Origin of the sequence: Paenibacillus phytohabitans (genome assembly GCF_013141775.1) — a bacterium.
GTDB lineage: Bacteria > Bacillota > Bacilli > Paenibacillales > Paenibacillaceae > Paenibacillus_AQ > Paenibacillus_AQ phytohabitans.
In genome coordinates this window covers 66047-84841 of the sequence record NZ_WHOB01000012.1, presented here as the reverse complement: position 1 = coordinate 84841, position 18795 = coordinate 66047, and the positions used below count along the sequence as shown (strand labels likewise).

General features: G+C 56.5%; 7 protein-coding genes. All 7 read right to left on the bottom strand.

Features of this window, described 5'->3' with window-relative positions; translation table 11 throughout:
* Nucleotides 1-5 precede the first annotated feature (5 nt).
* The 7 genes from GC101_RS00860 to GC101_RS00830 all read right to left on the bottom strand — a co-directional run bounded on the left by GC101_RS00860 (nucleotide 6) and on the right by GC101_RS00830 (nucleotide 18786).
* The gene (locus tag GC101_RS00860) at nucleotides 6-1238 is read right to left on the bottom strand and encodes a hydroxymethylglutaryl-CoA synthase family protein (RefSeq protein ID WP_171715718.1); all 1233 of its coding nucleotides are present in this window, start codon (nucleotides 1236-1238) and stop codon (nucleotides 6-8) included.
* Complete coding sequence (locus tag GC101_RS00855; protein WP_171715717.1) at nucleotides 1239-2543, bottom strand: beta-ketoacyl synthase N-terminal-like domain-containing protein; 1305 nt, start codon at nucleotides 2541-2543, stop codon at nucleotides 1239-1241.
* A complete protein-coding gene (locus GC101_RS00850; RefSeq protein WP_039291935.1) occupies nucleotides 2530-2769 on the bottom strand; it encodes an acyl carrier protein in 240 nt (79 codons plus the stop codon). The genes GC101_RS00855 and GC101_RS00850 overlap by 14 nt, the downstream gene beginning before the upstream one ends.
* Nucleotides 2766-6380, bottom strand: coding sequence for an ACP S-malonyltransferase (gene fabD / locus GC101_RS00845; RefSeq protein WP_171715716.1), 3615 nt, complete (start codon nucleotides 6378-6380; stop codon nucleotides 2766-2768). Before fabD ends, GC101_RS00850 begins: the two co-directional genes overlap by 4 nt.
* Before the next feature lie 26 nt (nucleotides 6381-6406).
* Complete coding sequence (locus GC101_RS00840) at nucleotides 6407-7084, bottom strand: MBL fold metallo-hydrolase (protein WP_039291928.1); 678 nt, start codon at nucleotides 7082-7084, stop codon at nucleotides 6407-6409.
* Nucleotides 7085-7225: 141 nt separating this feature from the next.
* Nucleotides 7226-9784: an alpha/beta fold hydrolase gene (locus GC101_RS00835; protein ID WP_171715715.1), complete on the bottom strand. Its 2559-nt coding sequence runs from the start codon at nucleotides 9782-9784 to the stop codon at nucleotides 7226-7228.
* Nucleotides 9781-18786, bottom strand: a complete 9006-nt coding sequence (locus GC101_RS00830; protein WP_171715714.1) for an SDR family NAD(P)-dependent oxidoreductase — start codon at nucleotides 18784-18786, stop codon at nucleotides 9781-9783. Before GC101_RS00830 ends, GC101_RS00835 begins: the two co-directional genes overlap by 4 nt.
* Nucleotides 18787-18795 lie beyond the last annotated feature (9 nt).

The following is an 18795-nucleotide window of genomic DNA, read 5'->3' as shown; positions in this document are numbered from 1 at the left end:
ACTTGTCAGCTCCACGCATATTTGCGGTGAAAGTCATCGACTTCGGTCAGAACCAGATAACCTTTGCCCTTGAAAAAGTGATCATAGACACGGCTGAATGCGGAGAAATCCACCTTCTTGTCCCGGATTCCGAACAGCCACTCGACGTTCTGGTCCAGGATGTCGTCATATTCCTCAAAGCTGAGCTCATAACGGCTGTCCAGCCCCGCCTGAATATTCATCGTACTTAGCTTCCTTACGGATTCCGGCGTAATCACCCCGCTGTAAAATTCGGAAGAGCAGCCTGAGCCGTAGGAGAATAACCCGACTCTGCGGTAATCCGCAATGTCTGCCTGATCAATCAAACTGCATAAACTAAGGTATAAAGCTGCGGAATAGACATTGCCCACCTGCATGCCGTAGGTCAGGGACGGGGCGACTCTTTTGTCAAAGTCCTGCTGGACTACTGCGCCTCTCAGTTTCAGCTCCTCATGGATCAGCTTGCGGTGAGCGCCTTTGACCATGCCGCCGAAGGGCGTATGGAAGGCCAGAAAATCAAAGGTCTCCTGAAAATGGACGCCGTCCACCTTCTCCTTATAATTCTTATAGGCATTCTCCAGGCAGTCCAGATAAGACAGCAGCGACAAATCCGGGTTCCCGGTCTCGATCTCCGGCAGCGGCCGGCAGGTATCCATCACCTCATAGCTGTAATGTCCGGTTGCGCCGAAGTCCAGCTCCAGAATCTCCGGATTGGCACTGATGAGCATGGCCACGGCTCCAACAGCCTGAGTCGGCTCACCGTAGGTGCTTTTGGCTGCTGCTCTCGCTACATCCGTGGCGATGACCAGCGCCTTGGCTCCGGGGGAAGCACCCGAGGCGATGAAGCAGGCAGCCATGTGCAGCCCGGCCGTTCCGCCGTAACAGGCCTGCTTCAGCTCGAACAACCGGCAATGGCGGCTCAGCCCCAGATAGTCATGGATATAGGTACTGAGCGATTTGCCAAAATCCACACCGGACTCGCTGGCTGTAATCACCAGCTCGATCCGGTTCTTGTCCTCCTCGCTTAAGGCATCGATGATCGGCTTCGCCGCATTGACTCCGCCTGTTACAGCATCTTCGCAGGCTACACCCACCGATTTCCGGTCCATCATCAGATTATCGAACCGGCTGAGGTCAAGGCCTCTGCCTTCAAAGATACTGCGGGCTGAGATCACCGCCGGTCCCCCGTAAAAGTTGATACTCTCAATTCCTACTCGCATTCAGCTTGCTCCTTTTCTGATGATAATGCTGGTATTGATTCCTCCGAAGCCGTAGGAATTGCTAAGCCCATAAGTAAATTCCGCCGGTTCCGCCAGGCTGGAAGCGAAATAGTGCTCCCGGCTGATCGGGTCCTCCAGAGAGGGCAGCGGGTGAAGGAAATCCCCCTGCAGCTGGAGGATCGTCGCCACGGCTTCCACCACTCCGGCCGCATACAGGCAATGTCCGGTCAGCGCTTTGGTCGAATTCAACCGGATGTGACTTAGCTGGCCGCCAAACACCCGTGAGATTGATTTCAGCTCCGTCACATCCCCCAGCGGTGTAGAAGTGCCATGCGCATTGATGTAATCAATGACAGAGGGGGCGATTCCGGCAGTGCGGAGCGCCTGCTCCATCGTCCGCACCTGTCCATCTTCGCTCGGATCAGACAGGCTGTGTCCGTCCAGAGCAGCCGCCCCGCCGGCTATAGTCGCCAGTACCTCCACTTGCCGGGCTTGGGCACTGTCCGCCCCCTCCAGGATCAGGCAGGCGGAAGCCTGCCCGAAGATGAAGCCTTCATGCCTGCTGTCGAACGGCCGGCACGCTGCGGCGGGTGCATCATGGAAGCTGCGGCCTCCGTACGCCCCAATATTGAGGAAGCCCTGCAGCTCCAGCGGGGACAGATCGGCCAAAGGTCCGATAACCATACAGACATCGACAATCCCGAGCTGGATTAATTGCGCTGCCCTCAGCACCGCCGCATTGCCGCTGGCTGAGGCGCCGCCAATCGTCGCCCCCTCTCCCTGAATGCCGAACATTTCACTAAGTACCCCAAGCTGATGGGTATCCATGTAATTCAGCGCATATCTGGGATGGAGCAGCTCCAGCTGGTGTCCGCATTCCATCATTGCTGCATAGCTGACCGCCGGAGAAATATTGCTTCCGGCAATGATCAGGCCGATCCGCTCTGCCTCCGGCCTGCTTACATTCAGCTTCGCCTGCTGCCATGCCTCGGCTCCGGCCAGTGCGGAAGCCTTAACCGATTTGCCGGAGATTCTGAACAACCGGCCGGCATTCCGCGATAAATCCCCTTCATAGCGGCGGAAGGATTCCTGCAGCCCTTCCTCGCGCAGCTCAGCGCCGATCAGCGGCTGTCCGTCCGGATAGGTTAATCCCTGAAGATAGCCAATTCCGCTGCGGCCTTCTTTCAGGGATCGCCCGAAGGCTTCTATACCGCTTGCCGCCGCGCTGAGGACCCCCATCCCGGTGACCGTCACCGGGCGGAAATCCTCAAACCGCCAGCCTGTTGCACCGTTATAGATTTTCATGCAGGAAATCTACGACCTCCCCGATATTCTTCAGGCTCCCGAACTGCAGCAGCGGGATTTTAATGTTCAGCTCATCCATGGTGTCGGAAATAATATCAAAGCGGTCAATGGAGTTCGCGCCGAGGTCCTTCATGCTTGCTTCCCTGTGAATCTGCTCTGCTGTCAAATCCGGCAGGATATCGATCATTTTACTCTTCATAATCTCCAGTACCTGGTCTTTGTTCATACAAGAACCTCTCCTTTTATGATCTGGGCAGCCCCGTTCATCATCTTGACAGCAATCTCGCCAGCCCGGCGGTGTCTCCAGGCTTCCAGCGGTGTACCCTTCACCCACTGGTTGAAGGCTCCCATGGCCGGACCGCACATAATGCTGTAATTGACCTTATTGCCGGATTCGCCGGCGATGGCGGAGGCTTTGCCTCTGGCGATATACCATTTGAAGACGGCCGCCAGCTGCTGCTTCGAATCTCCCTGGACAGCAGCCCTCTCCTCCGCAGACATTCCGCGCTTGCATATCTCCAGAACGTCCGTCATCGGCTGGCCGAAATATTTATCTTCGAGCTGAGACTTCGTCTTGCTGTCCAGCTGCGCGATAGAGCCGGTATTACGGTACAGCTCATACAATTTGTTGGCTCTTGCCGAGAAGAACAGCCCCTTCTTGAGCACCTGGGCCTTGCCGCCCAGCTCGAACAGCTCCAGAGAAGGAACATAGGCCATGTCGTAGACATTCACCTGCTCCAGCAGCTCCTTCACCTCCGGGCTTGCCCCGCTCTCCACCGTGCATTGATTAATCGATCCGGTCAAAATAAAGTCCGCGCCCATCAGGAATACACCAGCTGCAGCTTCCGGGGTTCCAATCCCTCCGGCGGCACCGATGTGCATCTCCTGCACCGGAGCGAAGGTACGGGACAATTCCTTCTTCAGACGCAATAGCGTCGGCAACAGGCTGATGAGATTGGCCTGATCGGTCGGACCTGCCGAATCTCCTGCTGCGCAAAGATCATCCGCCACCGGAACAAGCCGGGCCAGCTCTGCCTGCTCTGCCGTGATCTGCCGGTCAGCCAGCAGCTTGTCCACGATACGGGCCGGAGCCGGCAGCATGAACAGTGTAGCGATATCCGGCCGGGATACCTTGGCAATGATCCGGTTGGCGCGGTGCACACTTCCATCCTCAGATCTCGTAAGTCCCAGCAAACGGTACTTTACAAGCGCCGGTGTCAGGGTGAGGTACGAGGAGGCTTCAACCAGCTGAATCTTTTCTCTCAACAGGAGGTCTAACAGTTCCTCCTCCCGGTTCGGATAGATCGGATGATAGGTTACGGCAACTCCAATAGATTTGCTGTCCCCCAGCTCCCGGCGGATATGGCGGATGGCATCTGCAAGCTCTGCCGGCTTCATCCCGCCTGCGCCCAGAAAAGCGAGACAGCCTGTCTTGCCAGCCTGTACAACCAGTTCTGAGGAGGAGATTCCGTCATTCATCCCTCCCAGCAAATACGCATAATCCAGTCCGTAGCGCTGCTTGAATGCCGCGCTTCCGAGCCGGGTTCCGGTGAAGGCAGTCTGTACCAGCGCCTCTTCCTGCGACTGGACAGGCTCCGGCTCCACTGTGAAATCTTCGGCCGGAGCTTCCGCAGCTGCGATCGGTTCAATTTCCTTAGAGACCTCTGGGATTTCTGAGACCTCAACCGCATTTACTGCATTTATCGCATCTACTTCATTTGTGGCATTTGCAGCGTGAACGATTACAGTATTCTCGGAAGCATCCTCCTGTTCCGCGGCTTCAGCCGTGTTCTGTACCTCAACTGCTGCAACAGCTTCAGCTGTGACAGGGGCTTCAAATGCTACAGCGGGCTGAGCCGTGACCTGAGCTTCAACTGCTGCGGTAGGCTCAGCCGCTTCCGCTACTGTATCGGCTTCGGCAGTTGATGCCGATTCGGCAAATAACAGCCGTGCCTCGGCGGCATCATCCACGATCAGCGGCTCCGCTTCCCGTTTGATTTTGCTGACCAAGCCTGCGATGACGTGACCCGGGCCGATCTGGGTCAGCTCCATTTCGGGATGCCTGCCCATGAGGTAACGGACCGATTCGGACCATTTCACGCTGCTGACCATCTGCTCTGTCATATAATGTACGGCATCGCCTACGGAATAAGGCCGCGCCGTCAAGTTGGCGATAACCGGAATAGTGGGCGGAGCGAACTCGAACTGGCTGAGGAACTCCTGAAATTGCAGCGCCGAGCTGCGCATATACCGGGAGTGGAAGGCGCCGCTGACATTCAGCACGACATAAGCGGAAGCTCCATTCTGTTCAAAAATCTCTTTGGCAGCCTGCACATCCTCCATCAGCCCCGAAAGGGCAATCTGCGTAGGCGTATTCAGGTTGGCCACATCCAGCTTATCGAGGCGGTGGTCGGCGAGAATCCGGTGAATGGCTTCCTCGGTCAGGCCGATGACGGCGGCCATACCGCCGCCGGTCGCCGTGTTCATCAGCGCGCCTCTCTTTTGCACAATCTTAAGTCCAGTCTCGAAATCGAACACGCCTGCCGCATACAGCGCACTGTACTCGCCTAAGCTGTGTCCGGCTACGAAATCGGGGGCCTCCCCGGAATCCCGCAGCTCCTTAAGATAGGACAGGACATTAACGACATAGAGCGCGGGCTGTGTATAAGCGGTAGTATCCAGCAGCCTGCTGCTCTTCTTCAGACACAGCTCTTCAATGGAGTAGCCCAGCACCCGGTCGGCAATCGCGGTATATTCGGGGAACTCCTTGAACAACGTGCCTCCCATACCCATGAACTGCGCGCCTTGCCCCGGGAATAAATATGACTTCATCTTCATCTTCATCTTCGGCTCCCACGCCTCCTTCGTAAGGTTCATTTGCCCATACTCGGCCACGATCTCATTGAGCTTCTTCAGCTCGCTGCCCATTGGCGTAATCACAGACCGTACCTGCCGGGCCTGTGGCTGCTCCAGAATGTATTTGCTGAAATTCTCCAGCGTACCCGACGGCCCCAGATCGAGGAACAGCAGCTCCCCGCCGGAGGACAGACTCTCCAGTGCACCGCGGAAATTCATCGGTTTCCTCAGTACATCCCACAAAAAGGACTCTCCCACAGCCTTCACGCTTCCCCCGGCCATAGCCGATACCAGACTGACTCCCCGGGCTGGAGTCTTGTAGTCAATCTTCTGCAAATATGTACGGTAAGGCTCCTCCAGTTCATCGATGGATGCGGAATGAAAGGCATAGTTCACAGGCAGCTTAAGACTGGCGATGTTACGTTCCTTGATAAACTGCTGGATTTCTTTGACATGCTCGCGTTTGCAGGCGATTGTAAAATGCTTCTCAAAGTTCACGGCAATCAGCTCCGAGCGGGTGTTCAGCTCCGCATTTCCGTGATACAGCTGTTCATTGTCCAGAATGGCAATCATCGCACCGGTTTTGCAGGTCTTTTTGAGCAGCTCGACTTGCTTCACGATAAGCTCCAGCGCCTGTTCAGCCGTCAGCACCCCAGCCACCGCCAGCGCCACATATTCCCCCAGGCTAACACCCAGCGTATAGCGGGGAGTCATTCCCTCAGCCTTCAAAGTCTCCGCCAGCGCATACTGAACCATGAAGATCGCGGGATGGGTATACAGGATATCCTCGAATCTGGAACCCTTGCGCTTGGTGTTGAGATATAGCTCTTCTATTACGCTTTTGCCGGTCAGATCATGAAAAACACGGTCCAGCTGTTCCATGGATTGACGAAACACAGGCTGATTCTCGTACAATTCAAGACCCATTTTGTTGTATTGCGAGCCTTGCCCGGAGAACATAAACACCATTTCGCTGTGCATTACGGTACCTCCTGAATTTGAGCAGCTTATTTGAAATCAAAAACTCTGGCATTGTTCTTTCTGTTCCTGTATTTCACAAAATGATTGATGTCATCGATTTGGAAATACAGATTTCTTTTATAGAGGTAGCTCATCTCTTTGCCCGGCGGATCGCCGAAGGAATGTCCCGGGAAAACCCGCACATGTGCCGGAATCAGCCGGATCAGCCGGTGGATGCTGTAATACATATCCTCTGCCGAGCCCCCCTCGCTGTCGCATAAGCCGCAGCCTTCGATAAATACCGTATCCCCGGAGAAAAGGTTGTCTTCACCCCAGTAGCAGACACTTCCCTGCGTATGCCCTGGAGTCACCAGACAAGTAATCTGGGTGTCCCCGATACGTATCCGGTCCATGTCTTCAACGGTTCTGAGCCGGGTGCAGCGGTATCTGTAGTAGTCCGCCTCTGTTCTGGAAATATAGACCGACGGATGATAGAGCATTTCCAGTTTTTTGACCATATTGGTGTGATCGAAATGAGAATGCGTCAGCAGTACAGCCTCCAGGGAAGCGCCCTGCTTCTCCAAAATCTGAATCATCTGCGATACATCCCAGGACGGATCAACAACAAAAGCTTTACGGGAGGTCTTGTCAATTCCGAGATAAGCGTAGTTAGAAAAAGTCATACACTGCGTTTTGATGGTAAACAGATCATACGTTGCTTCCATGTCCGCCTCCTCGAAAATCTGGTTTGTCATATTTCCACAATTTTCTTTATGAATCTACTAAATTATCATCTACGATTTCCTTCAATGTCAATGAATGTTTATGCTGTATAATGTTAAAATTAGTATCATATTTTTGAATTTTTACCTTTTGTGCGCTGCGATAAGAACACAGTCGGCCATAAAGCGCCGTTCATCGTCGCCAGGGAAGACCTGAATGTCCTGGTAACCGGCGTCCACGAATACTTTTTCCCAGGCATACGGGTCAATAATCGGAGATTTATCACGCAAGCTCCGGTCCTCGAACATCCACCAGCCTTCGGCCAGCCCCCAGACCATATCCACCCAGCGCAGGCGTTTGCAGGCCTCGATCAGCATCATCATGCCGCCCGGTACAAGCAGCTGCCGCAGATTGGTCAGCGTTCCGCCGATATCCTTAGTGGCATGGACCACGTTCAGCCCGAGCACAACATCAAAGCTGTGCAGTGCCAGGCCCTGCTCTGCCGGATTTTTGCTGATATCAAAAGTCTTAAAGCGCAGGGAAGTGAATTCGGGATCATCCTTCGCCTTGTTAACAAAATATTCGCCGATATCGGTAAAATAGTAGTTCACATTCGGGAGTTCTGCCAGATCCAGCAGCTGCCGGGTCAAGAGTCCGGTTCCGCCGCCGACCTCAAGAATATTGAGCGGTCCGCCGCCTCCGCCCCTGGAGATCAGCATGGAGAGAATATCATGCACCACCCGGGCATAGACCCGTTCCCTGCCATGCTCCACGGTATCCCGGTTGCTCCGCTCCAGGGCGTCCGAGCTGCCCTTAGGGAACAGCACGCTGACCGGAGGGATCCGTCCGCTGAGCGCATCCTTATAATTGCCGGTGCAATAATCCAGGAACTGGAGCATCCCCCGGAACTCAGGGAAATCGTGCAGACAGGCCTCATACAGCTCCTGCGGCTGCGGAATCTCCGCTTCGGCCTTGATGAATTTGACGCGGCTGTTCAGCAGCTTCACCACGCCGTCTTCCGCCAGCATGTCGATCATGCAGTCCAGCAGCTTGGTATACCCGGGGAGGATCTTCAGCCGCTTCACCCACTCTGTCCGGTCATGAATCGTGCCGGGAGTGGTGTCGAGACCGCACTGCCTGATATAACGGTAGGCATAGCTCATGCACAGCTCATTCAGACGCTCTTCCAGTCCCTCGTAGCCTTCGATTCCCCGTATGTCCAGCTCTGCTCTGCGCGATTGCTCAGCATCCAGAATTTGCGCGTAGCTGTCCCGCAGGCTGAAGGGTTCAGCCTCCGGCAGGAAGATGAACTCTTCCATCGCCCGGTGCAGCTGCTCATGATGCGTCATGAACAGGAAGTGGGCGGCGTCCTCCATTTCAACGCAGCGGGCCCCCGGAATTGCAACTGCCATTTCTTTGGATTGCCGGGTATTGATGATAGTGTCGTTCTTGCCATATACGATCAGTACCGGCACCTGAATGCGGCCGATCAGCTGGATGGTCGAGTAGCTTTTGTGATTGCCGGGCAGATAATATTCCATGTACTTCGTGAAAATCTGCTTGTTGATGCTTTTCCCGTATTCCATCAGCTCCAGAGAATCGTCCCCGCGCGGGACCGCTTCAAGATCCTTCCTCATCGCCGCATCGGCATTCATTTGCGGATTTTCATTGACGATTTCATAGATGGAGCTGACCAGGATCAGGCTGGAAACCCGCTCCGGATACTCCACGCTGAACGTTTGCCCGACGAGCCCCCCCCAGGAAATGCCGACAAAATCCACCGGCCCGTTCACTCCCAGATTGTCCAGCACCTCCGCAATCACCTTGACCCTGTGCTCCAGCGAGTAATTGTCGATATCCTCGCTGAGTCCGCAGCCCGGATTATGGATACTGATGACCCGGCAGCGGCTTGAGAAATAATCGAGCTGATGCAGAATCATCGGCGAAGCCATACCCACACCTCCGACAATGACCAGCGGCTTGCCCTGACCGGAGATTATTACCTCCATCTTCTGACCGGCCGAGGTATTCACCAGTAGCTGGATGTATTTGTGCGGGACACTATCCAGCTCAGCTGTGGACAGCGGAGGATAACCCGTCCCGGGAGCGTTGATGGAGGAGTCAGCAAGCTTGCTCCAGAAGTCGAGGAAAAAGGTATCCGCACTGTTGACCAGCCACAGGGAATCCTGCCGGGCAGGGGTGAACTTTCCAGTCTCAGCGGGGCTTTGAGAAAGCAGGTGACCCGTAGGCTGTACTGCAGGCTCCCCGCTGAAGCTGACCTCTGCACCGGAGGATTGGGTCAGCAGAAACCCGGTTAAGGTGTGGATTGTGCTGTATTCAAAGAAGACATCCAGGGGAAAGCTGAATTCCAGCTTCTCCGTCAGATAGCTGTGAAAGGCTGTGAAGCTGATGGAATCAAACCCAAAGCTTTTCCAGTCGGCATCCGGGTGGATTTTGCCCGCCGGTACCTTAAGCAGTGTGGCTACTCCCTCCACCAGGAGCTTGTTCAATTGCGAGCCCAAATCCTGCCGTTCCGCAGGAGCCGCGTTAAGCGGCTCCTCTTGGATCGGCGGCTGCGGCTGATGCTGTGGCTGGCCTGCAGGACGCTGACTGTTCTCCCTGATGATCTTCAATGCTTCCTCCGGAGACATTTGCTGGTTCTCCACCAGCTTTAACAACTGCATTCTCGAATAGGTGCTCATTCCAAGAGATCCCCCACTAACAGATTTAAGTTCTCGGCGCTTATTTCCCCTTTGTGTACCTTGTTCAGCCACAACAGCAGCTGATCGTCATCCAGAACAACCGGCTCTTCTTCCGTGTGTGCTTCTGCTTCCGGAGCATGAGCCGGGCTTAGGGCAGATTCTTGCGCACTTATGCGGTCCGGTCCGGGCAGCCAGTATCTTTCCTCATCAAAGGCATACTCGGGAAGCGGCGTCTTGCGCAGCGGCTGCGGGTACCAGGCCGTCCAGTCGATGGCAACGCCCTGCACCCATAGCTGGGCAATCTTGTCCAGCTTCTCTCCCAGCAGCAGCTCATTCATGAACAAGCGGCTCTCTTCGCCGTCGAATAGCTTGCTGAGCGCCGAGCGCTGGCTGCTCTGTCCTTCATGTATGCCCGCCTGACCCTGCTGCCCGGACAGGTACATTCCCAGCTTCCCGTGAAGCATGCTCAGGCTGTCGGCCACAATGGCCAGCCGTTCCGTCATTTCAGCGCGTCCGGTCTGCAGACTGTAAGCCAGCTGCTCCAGGGTGAGGCTATCCGGCAGAGCAGTTCCTTCCAGGTGCACTCTACTGCGTCCCGCCGCGTAGTAACTGCTGATCCCCTCGGGATCGTGCTGCAACAGGAACATCACCAGACTATTCAGCGAAGAGAAGCCGTACACGGCGTCCTTGAATTCGAGAGTGAATTTGTCCTTCAGTAATTCCAGCAGCTGCACGTTCTTGACTGCGTCCAGTCCGTATTCCTCGAGCTCCGCCGCAGGATCAATGTCCTCACCGTCAAGAACCATCACCTGTCTGAACAAGGCAATGACATCGCGCCGCAGGCTTGTTTCCAGGCTGTGGGCGTTGTCCTCCGCAGGAAGGGCCGCCTCTCCCGCAAGGCTGCGGGCGACAAAGGCCTGGAGTCTGCGGCTGTTCTCCTTTAGACTGCTTTGACTTTTGGCAGACAGGATAATGATGTGCCGGGAGCGGCTGTTTGCAGGCAGCTCAACCGGCGGATTGCGGTATTCTTCCAGAATAATATGCGCATTGCTTCCGCCTACACCGAAAGCGCTGATGCCCGCCCGGCGCGGAATCTCGCTGCCCCGGCTGCCGGTGAGCGGCTTCCATGTGGCAGTTTGCCCTGCAATGCTAAGACCGCTGCCTTCCAGCTTGATATAGGGATTCAGCTCCTTGAAGTGAATATTGCCCGGAATCTTCCCGTGCTTCATGGACAGCAGCACTTTGCTTACACCCGCTATGCCTGCCGCCGATTCCAGGTGGCCGATTGCTGTTTTGACCGAGCCGATTACGCATTGCGGCAGCTCTGATTCCGGCTTGCCCCACTCTTGATACAGAGCCTTGAATGCCTTTTTCAGTCCCTCTACTTCAATCGGATCGCCCAGGCTGGTGCCTGTTCCGTGCGTCTCAATATAAGTGACCGTGGAAGGGTCTATGCCTGCCCGCTCATGTGCGCGGATAATGACTTCCGCCTGGGATTTGGCATTCGGGGAAGTAATCGAATTCGATTTCCCGCCGTGGTTGACCGCTGTTCCCCGGATCACGCCATGAATATAATCCTTGTCCCTAAGCGCGGCAGACAGCGGCTTCAGCAGCAGAGCCCCAGCCCCTTCACCTCTCACGTATCCGTCGGCGTCCTTGTCGAAGGTCTTGCATTTCCCGTCCTTGCTCAGCATCCCCAGGCTGCTGCCGGCAATGAACAGGTTCGGGCTGGCAATCAGATTGATTCCGCCTGCGACTGCATATGGACAGCCTTCATGCCAGATCGATTCCACCGCCCGGTGGATGGCTACCAGCGAGCTGGAGCAGGCCGTGTCAATCGGCTCGCTCGGTCCGCTCCAGTTGAAGAAATAAGAAATCCGGTTCGTCAGCATCGTGCGGGTCAGCGTGGTGGCAATCTCATCCTTCAGCAGCAGCTCCTGATAATCCCCGTTCGATACCCCGATGAATACCGAGGTCCGGGTTCCCGACAGTTCCTCCGGCTTGTAGCCCGCATTCTCAAGCGTATGCCATACGGTCTGGAGCATATGTCTTTCCTGCGGGTCCATCTTCTCCGCTTCCACCGGCGAAATGCCGAAGAAGAGCGGATCAAAGGTGTCGATGCGCTTAAGGAAGGCACCGTATTTCACATCGGTTCTGCCCGTCTCCCGGCGCGGGTCGCCGTAGCGGTTCTGCCAGCTCCAGCGGTCTTCAGGAATGGTCGTGACCATGTCCTTCTGTGCTTCCAGATTGGACCAGAACTGCTCCAGATTGTCCGCTCCGGGCATCATCCCGCTCATGCCCACGATAGCGATAGGCTCCCTGGTGTCCGGCAGGGCACCGGTGTTCCGCCCTGATCGATCCGCCAGGTCCGGGAACAAGGAGGTATCCGGTTTGCGGTGCAGCAGCCTGAATGCAGTCTCCGGCTGAAGGTAGGGTTGCCGTGCTTCCGCTTGCAGGGCCTGAACCGGGAGGCGTTCGCCGCCTCGTTCCGGCGGTGCAAAATGAAGGTCAATCACCGTCCGGTATTCACCGTATATCGCTTCCGCAATGGCCGCCGGAGTAGACTGCTCGAAGAACAGCGTTGGTGTAATCTCCACTCCTAAGGCCCGGTTGATGGCATTCGACAGCTCAGTAAACGAGATCGAATCAAAGCCAAGCTCACTGAGATCAGAATCCCGGCTGACCTCACTCCGGCTGCTCTTGAGAATATCCGCCATGATGCCGATGAGCGCTTCCTCCAGCTGATGGCTTCGTCCGTTATCCCCAGACGCAGCGGCCGCAGCGGCGAAACTGCCTTCCGGCTGCCGGCTTTGCCGGCTGGCCTGGCGAAATTGGCCGGTGAAGGTACGGATGAGCTTCTCCCTGTCTCCCGATACCGCCATCACCTGGCCCTCCCGGAAGGACAGGCTGTCTTCCAGGGCCCGCAGTCCCTGTTCATCGGACAGCGGGTTCATCCCAAACTTTGACCAGAGCAATTCCCTGGTAGCGCCGTCTACCTGCATGCCGCCATTTTCCCACAAGGACCAGTTCACTGCGGTATCGCTTCTGCCCCGCTTCTCATTCATCAGCGCCACATAATGATCCAAAAAGCTGTTGGCATAGGCATAATCGCTCTGGCCGATATTTCCGACTAAGGCGGTTGAGGAGGAGAAGGGCACGAACAGCAGCTCCGGATTTTCCCGTGACAACGCCCGGTACAGATATACGGTTCCGTATACCTTGGGACTGAGCACATCGGCAATATCCGCCATGTTCTTCTTAACCAGCAGCGAATCCTTGATTACTCCGGCGCAATGAATAACTCCATCCAGCTGGTTAAACAAATTCTTAATCTCCGCTACCGTAAGCTCCACCGCTTTCGCATCGGCCAAATCCATCGAAAGATAGACCGCCTCTGCACCCAGCGACTTCAGCCGCTCAAGCTTGGCCGGGTCACCTTCCGGGCTTCTGCCGCACAGCACCAGGCGCGCCTGGTAATTCTCTGCGAGATGCTCGGCAACCCTATAGCCCAGTCCGCCGAGTCCGCCGACGATCATATAGACACCGCGGGCCTTCAGCCTGCGCGTATGCTCCCGGGGCGGCTGTGCAGGGATTAACTGGCGGGTATATCTGCAGCCCGCTTCATATTTCACCTCATGCTCAGGCTGGCTGCCTGAAAACTCCTGTTCCAGCACATGATTCAACCTGCTGTGATCCTTAATATGGATCAGACTGCCCTGCAATTTGGGACTCTCCAGCACGGCTGAGCGGAAGAACCCGGACAATGCGCTATAGGCGGCCACCGTTTTCTCATCGCGGTATATGCAGAACAAGCGGACCGGGCTTCGGAACCCGAAGGAAGCCAGCCATTTGGACAGATGGAACACGGGATAGACGTCCTGAGCCACACACTCTCTGACCGTCCGGGCGCCTGTGCCGCTAAGCAGATAAACAATCTGCAGCTTCGTATCCTCAGCAATGCCGCAGGCTTCGGCCAGTCTCGTATAACTCTCCGGATCGGCTGGATCAATCTGAAACTGATTAACGGCTAGTGCCTTGTACACTGAGCCAAAGCTCACCCGAATGGCTGTGTCCCCAAGTGTGTTTGTCAGACTCGCCTCCTTCTCCGCCAGAGCGCCGCCCATGAGCAGTAGTCTGGTTCCCGGTGCGGACGGCAGCGCAATTGGCTCTAGGGGACTCTCCACCCAGCCCGGGGCCAAATAGACCAGCTCACCTCCGGGGGAATTCGGCTGCGGCAATGCTGTGGTGACCCCTGCCAGCGGGTTCACCTGAAACGGACGGATGGCAAGCTCCTTCATTCTTGAAACCACTTGTCCTGCTTCTGCCACAAAAGCGATATCGAATTTCAGTCCCTGACCCGGCGAACGCTGAACATAGGCGTAGGCGGGCTGTACTGAAGCATCCAGAATTTCGAGCTGTCCCAGCACGAACGGTACAAACAGCACCTGCCGGTCAATCAGCCCGGTCTGGTAGGCAAAAGCCACCGCAGACTGCAGGCCTCCATCGGTCAGGGTCGGGTGCAGCTGATAAGTGTCCAGTGTAGACAGAAGACTATCCGGAACAGCCAGTCTGGAGACGGCTTCGGACGGATTGCAGTACAAAGCCTGAATCCCCGAGAACCGGCTGCCCAGCTCAGCGCCCAGGCTGCCCAGCAGCTCATAATAGGCACGAGCTTCCTGCTCCCCTCCGCTGCTTCTGCCAATTATGGCGTTGATATCCAGGCTCTCCTGCCGGAAGCCCCCGGAAGAACCCAGCTCCAGCTTGCCCTGGGCATGCTCCACCCGCTGCCCGCCTTGCTCGGAGTAAATCCTGAAGTCAATCCCTTGGGGTCCGGGCTGCACAGCTGTTCTGACCAGTAACGCTTCCTTGTCCACAAGCACCGGACTCGACCAGACCACATTGCGGATTCCGGTTACAGCATGCTTAGGATCGGCCAAGGTTCCGGCTGCCCGGACCATCTCCAGATAGACAACGCCTGGCAGAACATGCCCATGATCCGCCAGATAGAACTCGTCGCCCTGAAAGGTCTTTCCGAACTCCTGTTCATACAGCGTCGACAGGTTGCGGTCGATCAGGGCGTGCAAGGCTGGCTCCGAGACCACAGTCTTGACGGAAGCGGGGTCTGCCTTCTTCAGCGGCATCCAATACCGGGTCTGTGCAAACGGATAGCTCGGTAAGGAAACTCTCGCCGGACGCGCATTCCCGTATAGCTCGGTCCAGGAAATACGGGCTCCGGCTGTCCATGCCTTGGCGAGGGTAACGTGATCCGCAGCCGCCAAGGCATGGGCGATAACCGCTTGTGAATAGTCCTCAGCTCCTGTCTCTGGACGGGATTTCTTAACGCTGCCCGTGTACAGGCCGGATGCTTCATATCCGCCGCAATAGGCGGCCAGCCTGTCCCGCAGCTCCTCCGCAGTAGCTGCGAAGATAGCCAGCCGTTCCTCCAGCTCTTCGCGTCCCACCTGGAGCGTGTAGGCGATCCCTCGCATATCTACAGCCTCGGCTAGAGCGCCGCGGAAGAGTGCAGCGTATTCGCGCAGCCGGTCATGGTTCTTGGCCGACAGGAGGAATACTATAGGTTCATCCGCAGTTTGCGCAGGAGCCGCAGACGGCACATACTCCTCGATGACGGCATGGGCGTTCGTGCCGCCGAAGCCGAAGGAGCTGACACCCGCGCAGCGTGGTAAGAACTGGCCAGACGCGTCCACCTTGGCCTCCCAGGTCTTCGTGCGTTCCAGCACGTAGAACGGGGAGCCTTCCAGTTGAATGTAAGGATTCAGCTCCTTGAAATTCAGGTTACCCGGCAGCTTGCCCCTGGAGAGGGATAGCAGAACCTTAATCACTCCGGCAATACCGGAAGCCGGCTCCAGATGTCCAATGTTCGTCTTAAGCGCGCCGAGACCGATCTGCGGACCGGGGGCCGGAGCCTGTCCCCGGCTCTGGTACAGCTCGGAGAAGGCTTTTTTCAGCCCGTTGATTTCCACCGGGTCGCCCAGCTCCGTTCCCGTTCCATGCGTTTCGATATACGATACCGCAGCCGGATCTACACCCGCTTCGGTGAAGGCGTGAACCACCAGCTCAGCCTGCGCATCCGAATTGGGAGCGGTAAGGGAATGACCCCGGCCGCCGTGATTCTCGGCTGTGCCTTTGATCACGCCGTAAATGTGATCGCCATCTGCTACGGCCTGATCCAGCGGCTTCAGCACTACGACGCCGACGCCTTCTCCTTTGACATAGCCGTTCGCACTGCGGTCAAAGGTTTTGCACTGTCCCTCCGGTGAGAATACCCCCATGACTCCCGCACCTACATAGGTATTGGGATCAAGCATCAGGCTCACCCCGCCTGCCAGCGCAAGGCAGCTCTCGCCGTGCTGAATGGATTTCACCGCCCGGTGCAAGGCTACGAGACTGCTGGAGCAGGCGGTATCAATTGATTCACTGGGCCCTTTGAAATTGAACAGGTAAGAGATGCGGTTGCTGAGCAAGGCCGTTGCGTTGCCGATGCTGGACTGGGCCTGAATCTTCTCCATATTCGCGGACAATAACTGCTGGTAATCGGTAAATTGTACCCCGGAGAATACGCCCACCGGCTTCCCGGAAAGTGTAGACATTTTATATCCGCTGTCCTCCACCGCTTTCCAGACCGCCTGAATATATAATCTGTGCTGCGGGTCCATCAGCTCCGCTTCGCGGGGCGACAGCTGGAAGAACTTTGCGTCAAAGGTATCATGGCCGCCGATAAACCCGCCCCAGCGTGAATTGGTGCGGTTCTCAGCCTGCGGGTCGGTACTGTAATAGGCCTTCCAGTCCCAGCGGTCTGCAGGAATCTCCCGGATCTGATTCTCCTGGTGCTCGAGGAAATTCCACAGCTCCTCCGCCGTGTCTGCGCCCGGCAGCTTGAAGCTCACGCCAATCACCGCCACATCCCGCCGCAGCGCAGCTTCCGGCACGGCCTTTATGCGGCTGGTCTTGCTGCGGCCGGAGAATTTCTGTGCCAGCGGCAGCAGCACGGGCGGCTGTGCCTCCCTTATACCTGCACCTGCTCCATTGGAGCGGGGCAGACCGGCAGGATCTTCCTGCGGAACGGATTGTGCCGCCGGAACAGATAGTGCAGCAGGATCAATCTGCGGATTAGGCTGGATTGCCTCCTGTGCCGCCAGCGGTGCAATACGTATCTGCTGCTCAAGTGAATCAGTCACAGGAGTCGCCGCAGCATAATGAGCCTGAACCTCCCGGCTGAATTCCTCCAGCAGGAACGGGGTCAGCTCGCTCAGTGTGGTTTTGGCGAAAAAGACAGCCGGGGACAGCTCAATGTCATACAGCTCGCTTAACCCGTCGGCAAATTCCTTCAGTGAAATCGAATCAAAGCCGAAATCGCCCATGTTCTCCTCCGGGTTCAGCCTGCCGGGCTGTGTCTGCAAAATTTGCGCCGCCAGGTGCAGCACATCGCGCATTACCTGTTCCTCTATGGACTCCGTTGTATTCCCCGTATGCTCCTCCACCTTCGCTATTCCTCCTCTGGCCTGCTCGGCCTCCTTCGGCTCCAGCCTCAGCTGCGTTTCCAGCCTTGTTCGTTCCCCGTATACTACTGCAGCTTGCTGCTCCCGGCCCGCCAGGATGGCTTCAAAAGCGCTGATGCCCAGCGCCTCTGTTAAATACCCCATTCCGGAAGTCTGCAGATAGAGCTGTTCCCCCTGATTGTCCAGATGCATTCCGCCCGCTTCCCATAGCGGCCAATTCAGGCAGAGGCTTCTGCCCTGCCGTTCGCCCTTCTCGGCCTTTTGCTGCCTGCGGCGGCAAAACCGGTCCAAAAACCGGTTCGCCACGGCATAATCACATTGTCCGAAATCCCCAAGCAGGGATGAAGTCGAGGAGAAGGCGGCAAAGAAATCCAGCGGCTCCTGCTGCGTGGCTTCATCCAGAGCAGCAATACCCGCGATTTTCGGCTGAAGAATCTCTGTGAAGGAGGCCGTGCTTTTCTGAAAAATAAGCTGATGGCTCGCTTGGCCCGCCGCATGAATCACACCGTTAAGGACTCCGTAATGCTGCTTGGCCAGACGGACTGCCGAATGTACTTCAGCGGGCTTCGCAATATCGCAGGTCAGATACAGCGCTTCTCCACCGGAGTCACGCAAGGCCGCCAGTTTATCCTCCACTGAGGCTGTAAGCGGACTTCTGCCCAGCAGAACCAGCTTCGCCCCGTAATTCTCCGCAAGATGAGTACTCAGGATCATGCCCAGCGCACCGGCTCCGCCGGAAATCATGTACACGCCGCCTTGCTTCAGCAGAGCAGGCCCGTCTGTCCCCAGGTTAAGCTCGCTGAATCGCTGCTCCAATCGGCAGCCACCCGTATATCTCACTTCATGTGCAAAAGCAAAGCGGGTCAGCAGGCTTTCCTCCCGGATGAGTTCCGCCAGATTCGCTTCTCCATCCTGCAGCCCGATATGAGTGAAGCGAAGACGCGGATATACCCGCTGCAGCGAGCTGCCATAGGCTCCCAAAGCTTCGATTGCAGGCTGCTCTCCGCCGCCGCTCCGGGAGACGGACAGCCAGCGGATATTCAGCCGCAGCTTAAGGGCATGAAAGGCCTGAACCCAATGAAAAATAGTGAAAATAGCACCGGTATCCGGCGGTGTCAGTGGATCATCCAGCGGCGCGGTATTCTTCCAGAGCATCGCCATATAGGCGATTTGCAGGTTGTCCCTGGCAGCTTCAGCCAGCACAGCGGTATAATCCTGTTCCACCGCAGGATTGATCGTGTAAGTATGACCGTCCTGTTTGTGGAAGGTGCTTGCCGCCAGTACGGTAATTACAGTGAAATCCCGGCTGAGTTCCCTCACTGCCGCCTGTCCTTCCCTGTCCCCTGCCTCCATAAACAGCAGCATTGCCTTAGCCTCTTCCTTAGAGAGGATCGCCGGGGCTTGCGGAACGAGGGCGGATTCCGCCCACAGCTCCTGGAAATAGATTAATTCCTTACGGTCTTCCGGTTTGTCCATGCTCATTGTGCTGAC

Excerpts from the sequence above, each read along its gene's own strand:
- GC101_RS00860 (WP_171715718.1), bottom strand. The coding sequence starts at position 1,238 with ATGCGAGTAGGAATTGAGAGTATCAACTTTTACGGGGGACCGGCGGTG.
- GC101_RS00855 (WP_171715717.1), bottom strand. The coding sequence starts at position 2,543 with ATGAAAATCTATAACGGTGCAACAGGCTGGCGGTTTGAGGATTTCCGC.
- GC101_RS00835 (WP_171715715.1), bottom strand. The coding sequence starts at position 9,784 with ATGAGCACCTATTCGAGAATGCAGTTGTTAAAGCTGGTGGAGAACCAG.
- GC101_RS00850 (WP_039291935.1), bottom strand. The coding sequence starts at position 2,769 with ATGAACAAAGACCAGGTACTGGAGATTATGAAGAGTAAAATGATCGAT.
- GC101_RS00840 (WP_039291928.1), bottom strand. The coding sequence starts at position 7,084 with ATGGAAGCAACGTATGATCTGTTTACCATCAAAACGCAGTGTATGACT.
- GC101_RS00830 (WP_171715714.1), bottom strand. The coding sequence starts at position 18,786 with ATGAGCATGGACAAACCGGAAGACCGTAAGGAATTAATCTATTTCCAG.
- fabD (WP_171715716.1), bottom strand. The coding sequence starts at position 6,380 with ATGCACAGCGAAATGGTGTTTATGTTCTCCGGGCAAGGCTCGCAATAC.